8 protein-coding genes are annotated in these 7989 nt (G+C 65.1%); all 8 read left to right on the top strand.

Annotated features, from left to right (window positions below):
- Window positions 1–20 precede the first annotated feature (20 nt).
- The gene (gene uppS / locus Q0082_RS00830) at window positions 21–665 is read left to right on the top strand and encodes a polyprenyl diphosphate synthase (protein WP_298188819.1); all 645 of its coding nucleotides are present in this window, start codon (window positions 21–23) and stop codon (window positions 663–665) included.
- Window positions 652–1410 carry a phosphatidate cytidylyltransferase gene (locus Q0082_RS00835; protein WP_298188807.1) on the top strand — a complete coding sequence of 253 codons (759 nt, stop codon included), beginning with the start codon at window positions 652–654 and terminating at the stop codon, window positions 1408–1410. Before uppS ends, Q0082_RS00835 begins: the two co-directional genes overlap by 14 nt.
- A complete protein-coding gene (locus Q0082_RS00840; protein WP_298188810.1) occupies window positions 1407–2564 on the top strand; it encodes a 1-deoxy-D-xylulose-5-phosphate reductoisomerase in 1158 nt (385 codons plus the stop codon). The genes Q0082_RS00835 and Q0082_RS00840 overlap by 4 nt, the downstream gene beginning before the upstream one ends.
- A gap of 8 nt (window positions 2565–2572) precedes the next feature.
- Window positions 2573–3685 carry an RIP metalloprotease RseP gene (gene rseP / locus Q0082_RS00845; RefSeq protein ID WP_298188812.1) on the top strand — a complete coding sequence of 371 codons (1113 nt, stop codon included), beginning with the start codon at window positions 2573–2575 and terminating at the stop codon, window positions 3683–3685.
- Between the two features lie 354 nt (window positions 3686–4039).
- Window positions 4040–6598 (top strand): outer membrane protein assembly factor BamA, encoded by a 2559-nt coding sequence (bamA, locus tag Q0082_RS00850; RefSeq protein ID WP_298188822.1) that lies wholly within the window; start codon window positions 4040–4042, stop codon window positions 6596–6598.
- Window positions 6598–7305, top strand: coding sequence for an OmpH family outer membrane protein (locus Q0082_RS00855; protein WP_298188814.1), 708 nt, complete (start codon window positions 6598–6600; stop codon window positions 7303–7305). Before bamA ends, Q0082_RS00855 begins: the two co-directional genes overlap by 1 nt.
- A gap of 11 nt (window positions 7306–7316) precedes the next feature.
- Entirely contained in the window at window positions 7317–7793 is a 477-nt protein-coding gene (gene fabZ / locus Q0082_RS00860) for a 3-hydroxyacyl-ACP dehydratase FabZ (RefSeq protein ID WP_298188817.1), read from the top strand.
- A gap of 95 nt (window positions 7794–7888) precedes the next feature.
- A partial coding sequence (gene rpmE, locus Q0082_RS00865; RefSeq protein ID WP_298188825.1) for a 50S ribosomal protein L31 occupies window positions 7889–7989 on the top strand: 101 nt, incomplete at its 3' end.

The following is a 7989-nucleotide window of genomic DNA, read 5'->3' on the forward strand; positions in this document are numbered from 1 at the left end:
CGCGGCATGTCGCGATCATCATGGATGGTAACGGCCGCTGGGCAAAGAAGCGCCTTTTGCCGCGCGCGGTCGGCCACAAGCGAGGGGTCGATGCGGTGCGCGAAGTGGTGCGCGCGGCGCGCCACATGGGGCTGCAGGCTCTCACGCTCTATGCTTTCTCTTCCGAGAACTGGAAGCGGCCCGAGGACGAGATTTCCGATCTCATGGGCCTGCTCCGTGCCTTCATCCGCAGCGATATCGAGGAATTTGTCGCTAACGACGTGCGGCTCAAGATCATTGGCGACTACAAGATGCTGCCTGCGGACATCGTCGGCCTGATCGACGATGCCCTGGCGCGCACCGCACACAATTCGCGCACGACACTGGCCATCGCGCTCAACTATGGCTCGCAGCAGGAGATCGCCCGCGCTGCCGCCGCTGCGGCGGCCAAAGGCGACGTGACTGTTGCGGCAATCGAGGCCGAGCTTGATACAGCCGACCTGCCGCCACTCGATCTGCTCATCCGCACCTCGGGCGAAGTCCGCCTCTCGAATTTCCTGCTGTGGCAGGCGGCCTACGCCGAGATGTGGTTCACCGATGTGCTTTGGCCCGATTTCACCCCCGGCCATTTGCGCGAAGCACTCGATCACTACGCCACCCGCGAGCGCCGCTATGGAGGGCGCTGAACCGGCCGCGCCGACCGTAGCCGCTCCGCGCAGCGACTTGCCGGTGCGCGTCGCCTCGGCGGTGGTCATGCTCGGTATTGCAGGCTTTGCGCTGTGGCAGGGCGGATTGGTTCTGAAGGGCTTCATCGCGCTTGTCGGCTTCGGTGTCTTTGCCGAGTACGTCGCGCTCGCCGCGAAGATCGCGCCCGATCCGGCGCGCATGGTGACGGCGGTGATCACCGGCGGGCTTTACATCGGCTGGGCGGCCTTCGCGCTGATCGTGATGCCGCCAGTCCTGCTGATTGCCGTGCTCGGCCTTGTCATCTGCACCGATGCCGGCGCTTACTTTGCCGGGCGCGCCATTGGCGGCCCCAAGATCGCGCCGAGCATCAGCCCTTCCAAGACCTGGGCCGGCCTTGCCGGCGGCATGGCAGCAGCGGCGCTTTGGGCCATGCTGTACATCCTGTTTGCCGCCTATGTCCTTTCGGCGATGAGCCCGACCGGGCCGAGCCTTGCCGAAGCCTTGCGGACCACGCGCCTCGGCATGGCGGCGCTCGCTGGCGCAGGGCTCGCGGTGGCGGCGCAGGCGGGCGACTTCTACGAAAGCTGGCTCAAGCGCCGTGCAGGCGTGAAGGACAGCAGCCGGCTCATTCCGGGGCACGGCGGCTTGTTCGACCGGGTTGACGGACTGCTGCCGGTCGCCATCATAGCGGGAACAGCGTGGGCTGCCTCTGGGGCAGCAGGCGTGGGAGCAGGAGGCGCATGACGCGCACGATTACCATTCTGGGTGCGACCGGTTCGGTCGGCGCATCGACGCTCGATCTGGTGCGGCGCAACCGGGCGAACTTTACGATCATTGCACTAACGGCGCATCGTAATTCGGCGCAACTTGCTGAATTAGCGAAGGAATTTGACGCAAAAGTTGCTGTCGTGGCCGATGAGAGCTGCCTGCCCGCCTTGCGTGAGGCGCTAGCCGGGAGCGGTATCGAGGCGGCAGGCGGGGCGAATGCGGTGATCGAAGCCGCGGCGCGCGGAGCCGACATCACCATGGCCGCGATTGTCGGCTGCGCGGGCCTCGCGCCCACCATGGCGGCGATCGAATGCGGCAAGGCCGTCGCGCTCGCCAACAAGGAAGCGCTGGTTTCGGCAGGCGAAGTCATGACCGCCGCCGTCAAGCGCACCGGCGCCACGCTGCTGCCGGTCGACAGCGAGCACAATGCGATCTTCCAGTGCCTTGCCGGCAACGATCCCGCCCACGTTCACGCGATCACGCTGACGGCGAGCGGCGGTCCATTCCGCGAATGGGAGATGGAGCGCATCCACCGCGCCACCCCGGCCGAGGCGGTCAAGCACCCGACCTGGTCGATGGGCGCCAAGATCAGCGTCGATTCCGCGACGATGATGAACAAGGGCCTTGAATTCATCGAGGCCTATCATCTGTTTCCGGTCGGGGTGGAGCGCCTGCGCATCGTCATCCACCCGCAGTCCATCGTCCATTCGATGGTCGAATACCGCGATGGCTCGACCCTCGCTCAGCTGGGCCCGTCCGACATGCGCGTGCCCATCGCCTCGGCGCTCGCATGGCCTGCACGGATGGATACGCCTTGCGCGCCGCTCGATCTTGCGGCCATCGGCAGCCTCAGCTTCTTCAAGCCCGACGAGGAGCGCTTTCCCGCCACCCGCGTCGCGCGTGAGGCGGTCAAGGCGGGCGGCGCCGCGCCTGCCGTGCTCAACGCAGCCAACGAAATTGCCGTGGCAGCCTTCCTCGCCGGTCAGATCGGGTTCACCCGCATCGTGCAATGTGCTGAGGACGTGTTGGCAAGGGGCCTCCCCAAGGCACCCGCAAGCCTCGAAGAGGTGATCGCGGTGGACCGGGAAGCCCGCATTCGCGCTGCCGAGACGATGGAGTCCGTGTCCTGAACGCTGCCGTGCAAAGTCCGGGTATTCTGCTCACAGTGCTGGCCTTCGTGCTCGTGCTGGGGCCGCTCGTGTTCATCCATGAACTGGGCCACTACCTGATGGGCCGTCTTTTCGGGGTGAAGGCGGACAGCTTCTCGATCGGCTTCGGCGCCGAAGTGGCGGGCTGGACCGACAAGCGCGGCACGCGCTGGAAGCTCTCCGCGCTGCCGCTTGGCGGCTATGTCCAGTTCGCAGGCGACATGAACCCGGCGAGCACGCCGAGCGCCGAATGGCTGGCACTCCCCGCCGAAGAGCGCGAGCGCACCTTTCAGGCCAAACCCGTCTGGCAGCGCGCGCTGATCGTGCTGGCGGGGCCGCTGACGAACCTGCTGCTCGCCGTCGCGATCCTTGCTGGCTTTACCATGGCTTATGGCAAGGTGGTGATCCCGCCGGTTGTCGGCATGGTGCAGGAAGGCTCGGCAGCGGCGAAGGCGGGTGTCCAGCTCGGCGACCGCGTCGTGTCGCTGCAGGGCTCGGCCATCGACAGCTTCCTCCAGATCCGCCTCGCGGTTGCGCAGCATCCGGGCGAGCCGCTTGATCTCGTCATCGAGCGCGGCGGGCGGCGCATCGCGCTGCCGGCAGTCGCCGCCTACAAGGAAGTGACCGACCGCTTCGGCAACTCGCAGAAGATCGGCTACCTCGGCATCGGCCCGGCCACAGCGGAGCGCGTCGCGGTCGGCCCGGTCGAGGCCGTGGGCGACGCGGTGGTCCAGACGCGCGATATCATGGGCATGATGATCACCGGCATCGGCCAGATCATCACCGGCAAGCGCGAGATCAAGGAACTTGGCGGACCGATCAAGATCGCCAAATATTCGGGCGAGCAACTTGTCTCGGGCTGGGCCAACTACGTCTGGTTCATCGCGCTGATCTCGATTAACCTCGGGTTCATCAACTTGTTGCCAATTCCGGTCCTCGATGGAGGACACCTCGCATTCTATGCGATCGAGGCGGTCAGCCGCCGGCCGGTCAGCCAGCGCGGGCAGGAATGGGCCTTCCGTACAGGGCTAGCTCTGGTTGTTGCGCTGATGCTGTTCGTGACCTTCAACGACGTTGCATCGCTGCGCGTTTTCGGAGGGTGAGGAGACTGGAATCGACCGGCCCCAGCGGGACACGCGTCTGTGCTTCCATGCCAGACGGTGGGGCGAGCCGGATTTTCCACAAAATGCGGGGCAATTACGGTCTGCTGCGGTGAGCTTGCTTGATTGGCGGGCCTGCATCGGGCAGGAGGCGGCATCGCGGGGCGTGACGGATTGTTGCCGTCGCGCGCCATGGTGCGAGGCGAAGCGGATCCATCCGCTTCGCTGCACGAAGAAACGGGATGGCGCTTGGTAATGAATGCTTGCAACTTGCCCCGGACCGCGCGGCGCACGACCGGCCAGAGCAATCTGGCAGCCACGCTCGCGGCGCTCGCGGCAACGACCTGCCTTGCCGGCATGCCTGTCATCGCTCAGGCACAGGGCGTGCCTGCTGCTGCGGCCCCTGCAGCGCCCGCAGCGGCGCCTGCGCCGGCCCCGGCTCCCGCACCCGTCGAACTCGTCCGTTTGGTGACCATTTCCGGCGCGCAGCGGCTAGAGGCCGATACGATCCGTTCGTACATCCGCCTCAAGGAAGGCGACAGGTATACCCAAGCCGCCGCCGACCAGGTGCTCAAGGACCTCTACGCGACCGAGCTGTTCGCCGACGTGCAGGTGCGTGACAGCGGCGGCGACGTGGTGATCGAGGTCAAGGAAAACCCGGTCGTCAACCGCATCATCCTTGAAGGCAACAAGCGCCTGAAGGAAGACAAGATCCTGCCCGAGATCAAGCTCTCGGCACGCCAGATCTTCACCCGGTCCAAGGTGCGCGCCGACGTGGCCCGCATCATCGAGCTCTACAAGCGTCAGGGCCGCTTCGCTGCCTCGATCGAGCCCAAGATGGTCATGCTCGATCAGAACCGCGTCGATATCGTGTTCGAGATCAACGAAGGCCCGAAGTCGCGCGTTCGCCAGATCAACATCATCGGCAACGAGAAGTTTTCCGCCAGCCAGCTGCGCTCCGAGATGGTGACGAAGCAGGCGCGCGTGTTCCGCGTGTTCTCCAGCGGCACCAGCTACGATCCCGACCGCCTCGCGTTCGACCAGCAGAAGCTCAGGCAATTCTACCTGACCAACGGTTATGCCGATTTCCGCGTCGTCTCGGCGGTGGCCGAACTCACGCCGGACAAGCGCGATTTCATCATCACCTATGTGGTCGAGGAAGGGCAGCGCTACCATTTCGGTGACGTGAAGGTCGACAGCCAGCTGCGCGATTTCGATGGCGATGCGCTGGCCAAGCGTCTGCCGCTCAAGCCCCAGCAATGGTACAACGCAAAGCTCGTCGAGGACACGGTCGACAGCCTGACCGAGACGGCGGGCAGCTTCGGCTATGCTTTTGCCGACGTGCGGCCCGACTTCAACCGCAACAAGGACGACCTGACGATGTCGGTCACCTTCCGCATTGCGGAAGCACCGCGCGTCTATGTCGAGCGGGTCGATGTCAACGGCAACACGCTGACGCAGGACAAGGTCGTGCGCCGCGAGTTCCGCGTGGCCGAAGGCGATGCGTTCAACTCGTTCCAGATCAAGCGTTCGTCGAACCGCATCAAGTCGCTCGGCTACTTCCAGGAAAAGTTCGAGGTCGAGCAGAAGCCCGGCAGCGCGCAGGACCGCATCGTGCTCGAAGCCAACGTCGAGGAAAAGCCCACCGGGCAGCTCCAGCTCTCGGCCGGTTTCTCGAGCCTTGAAAGCTTCATCTTCCAGGCCTCGATCCAGCAGAACAACTTCCGCGGCCGCGGCCAGACGATCGGCACCAGCGTCGACTATTCGCGTTATTCGCGCTCGGTGCAGGTGAGCTTCACCGAACCCTACCTGTTCGACCGCAACGTCTCGCTCGGCGTTGACGTATATCGCCGTGATTTCAACAGCTTCAATTTCTTCAACGCGAACCGCAACACGACCTACAAGCAGTCGACAACCGGTTTTCAGGTCCGCGCCGGCCTGCCGCTGACCGAGTACATGTCACTGATCGGGCGCTATACGCTCAACCTCGAGAACGTGACGCTCGACCGCGACACCTATTACCTGCCCGATGCCAACGGCAACCTGCAGTGCTCGATCTACCTTGCCGGTCGCTATCTGTGCGATGCCATCGGCAAGCGCACGAGCTCGATCATCGGTGCGAGCGTCGTCTACGATACGCTCGACAACCGCTTGCGCCCGACCAGCGGCTCGCAGTTCGTGGTCGGTGTCGATGTTGCCGGGCTCGGCGGCTCGGTGCGCTATGCGCGTATCAATGCCAATGCCTCGAAGTACTTCGCGCTGGGCAAGGGCTTCGTCTTCTCGCTGCGCGGTGAGGGCGGCGCGATCAAGGCACTGGGCAACCGCACCAACGATCCGACGATCGACGATGTGCGCCTGACCGACCGCTTCTTCCTTGGCCAACCGCAGCTGCGCGGCTTCGACATTCGCGGCGTTGGCCCGCGCGTGCTGCGCAAGTTCTATAGCGGGTTCGATCCCAAGGACGGCACCGGCGGCGTGACCAGCACCGACCGCAACCAATGGGTCGATGACGCGCTCGGCGGCAAGTACTATTACCTTGGCCACGCGGAGCTCGAGATTCCGCTGGGCTCGGGCGCGCGCGAGCTTGGCCTCAGGCCGTCGATCTTTGTCGATGCGGGCGCCGTGTTCAGCGTCGCGAGGCCGGCGGTGTTCGGCACCACGCTGCTCTATCAGGACAATGTCACGGGCCGCCTTACCACTGCGGCTGCCGATTCGACCGGCAAGGCCAACAACGTGGCACAGAAGTTCGACGAGACCTTTGTTGGGGACAGCCCGAAGCCGCGCATCTCGATCGGCTTCGGAGTCAACTGGAACTCGCCGTTCGGACCGTTCCGCATCGACGTGGCGAAAGTCCTCAGCAAGGTCGATGGCGACGATCCCCAGACAGTCAACTTCAACGTAGGAACCCAGTTCTGATGCAAAACCGTATGTTTGCGGCGTTCATTGCCGCCCTCGCGCTTGGCGCGGCGCCCCACGCCATGGCGCAGGCCGCTGCCGCTCCGGCTACGAGCACGCCCGGCGGCATTGTCGCCCCTGGCATCGCCTATGCCAACGCCCAAGCCGTTGTCGGCGCTTCGGCCGCCTACAAGACCGCGATGGTCCAGCTTCCCGTGACCTACAAGGCGCAGATCGATGCGGTGAACACCCGCCGCAACCAGATCACCGCGCAGCTGAAGCCGCTCTACGACAAGTTCGAGGCGGACCAGAAGGCTGCCAAGCCCGATCAGGCCGCGCTGCGCACGCAGGCTGCGCAGATCCAGCAGATCGAGCAGTCCGCCGAGCGCGAGATCCAGCAGATGGCCGAGCCGCTCAACGTGGCGCAGCAGTACATCATCGAGCAGATCAGCGACAAGCTCACCGCCGCCACGCAGCAGGCGATGACCAAGCGCAAGATCACGCTCGTGCTCGATTCGCAGAGCGTGCTCAAGGCCGACGGTGTCTACAACCTCAACCAGGACATTCTGGCCGAGCTCAACACCCTGATCCCCAGCGCGCAGCTCGTGCCGCCCGCGGGCTGGATGCCGCGCGCGCAGCGTGAAGCCGCCGCCCAGCAGGCCGCCGCACAGGGCGCCGCTCCGGCTGCCGCTCCCGCGCCTGCGGGCAGGGCCCCCGAAGGCCGGTGAGGCAAGCTGGAATGAGCGAAGCTTCCGGAGAAGCCGGCACCTCGGCGCCGCTCAGCCTGGACATCCGGGGGGTGATGGCGGCGCTGCCGCACCGCTATCCCCTCCTGCTCGTTGACCGGGTGGCCGAACTGGTGGTGGGTGAACGCATCCACGCCATCAAGGCGGTCTCGATGAACGAGCAGTTCTTCCAGGGCCACTTCCCGGGCCGTCCGATCATGCCCGGCGTCCTCCAGATCGAGGCGCTGGCGCAAGCTGCCGGCGTCCTCGCGGTGGAGACGCTTGGCCTCGCCGGCACCGGCAAGCTCGTCTATTTCATGGCGATCGAGGAAGCCAAGTTCCGCACGCCGGTCGAGCCGGGCTGCCTGCTCGATCTCCACGTCGAATTCACCCAGAAGCGTGCGCGCGTCTGCAAGTTTGCCGGCAAGGCGATGCTGGGTGACAAGATCGCGACCGAATGCAGCTTCACCGCGATGATCGCGGATAGCTGATTGGTTGCCTTTTGCGCGCGAAGCGCTTAAGGGCGCGCCTTTCCGAGATTCCCTGAGGCCGGTCGGAACCGGCTTCACCTAGTGGAGCGAGACCCATGAAAGCCAATACCCACCCCGATTACCACATGATCAAGGTGCAGATGACCGACGGCACCGTGTTCGAGACCCGCTCGACCTGGGGCAAGGAAGGCGACAC

The sequence above is a fragment of the Novosphingobium sp. genome, assembly GCF_027489515.1.
Classification (GTDB): domain Bacteria; phylum Pseudomonadota; class Alphaproteobacteria; order Sphingomonadales; family Sphingomonadaceae; genus Novosphingobium.

What these genes read in the sequence shown, in the direction of transcription:
- uppS (WP_298188819.1), top strand. Translation starts at nt 21, where the DNA reads ATGGATGGTAACGGCCGCTGGGCAAAGAAGCGCCTTTTGCCGCGCGCG.
- Q0082_RS00855 (WP_298188814.1), top strand. Translation starts at nt 6,598, where the DNA reads ATGCAAAACCGTATGTTTGCGGCGTTCATTGCCGCCCTCGCGCTTGGC.
- Q0082_RS00835 (WP_298188807.1), top strand. Translation starts at nt 652, where the DNA reads ATGGAGGGCGCTGAACCGGCCGCGCCGACCGTAGCCGCTCCGCGCAGC.
- Q0082_RS00840 (WP_298188810.1), top strand. Translation starts at nt 1,407, where the DNA reads ATGACGCGCACGATTACCATTCTGGGTGCGACCGGTTCGGTCGGCGCA.
- fabZ (WP_298188817.1), top strand. Translation starts at nt 7,317, where the DNA reads ATGAGCGAAGCTTCCGGAGAAGCCGGCACCTCGGCGCCGCTCAGCCTG.
- bamA (WP_298188822.1), top strand. Translation starts at nt 4,040, where the DNA reads ATGCCTGTCATCGCTCAGGCACAGGGCGTGCCTGCTGCTGCGGCCCCT.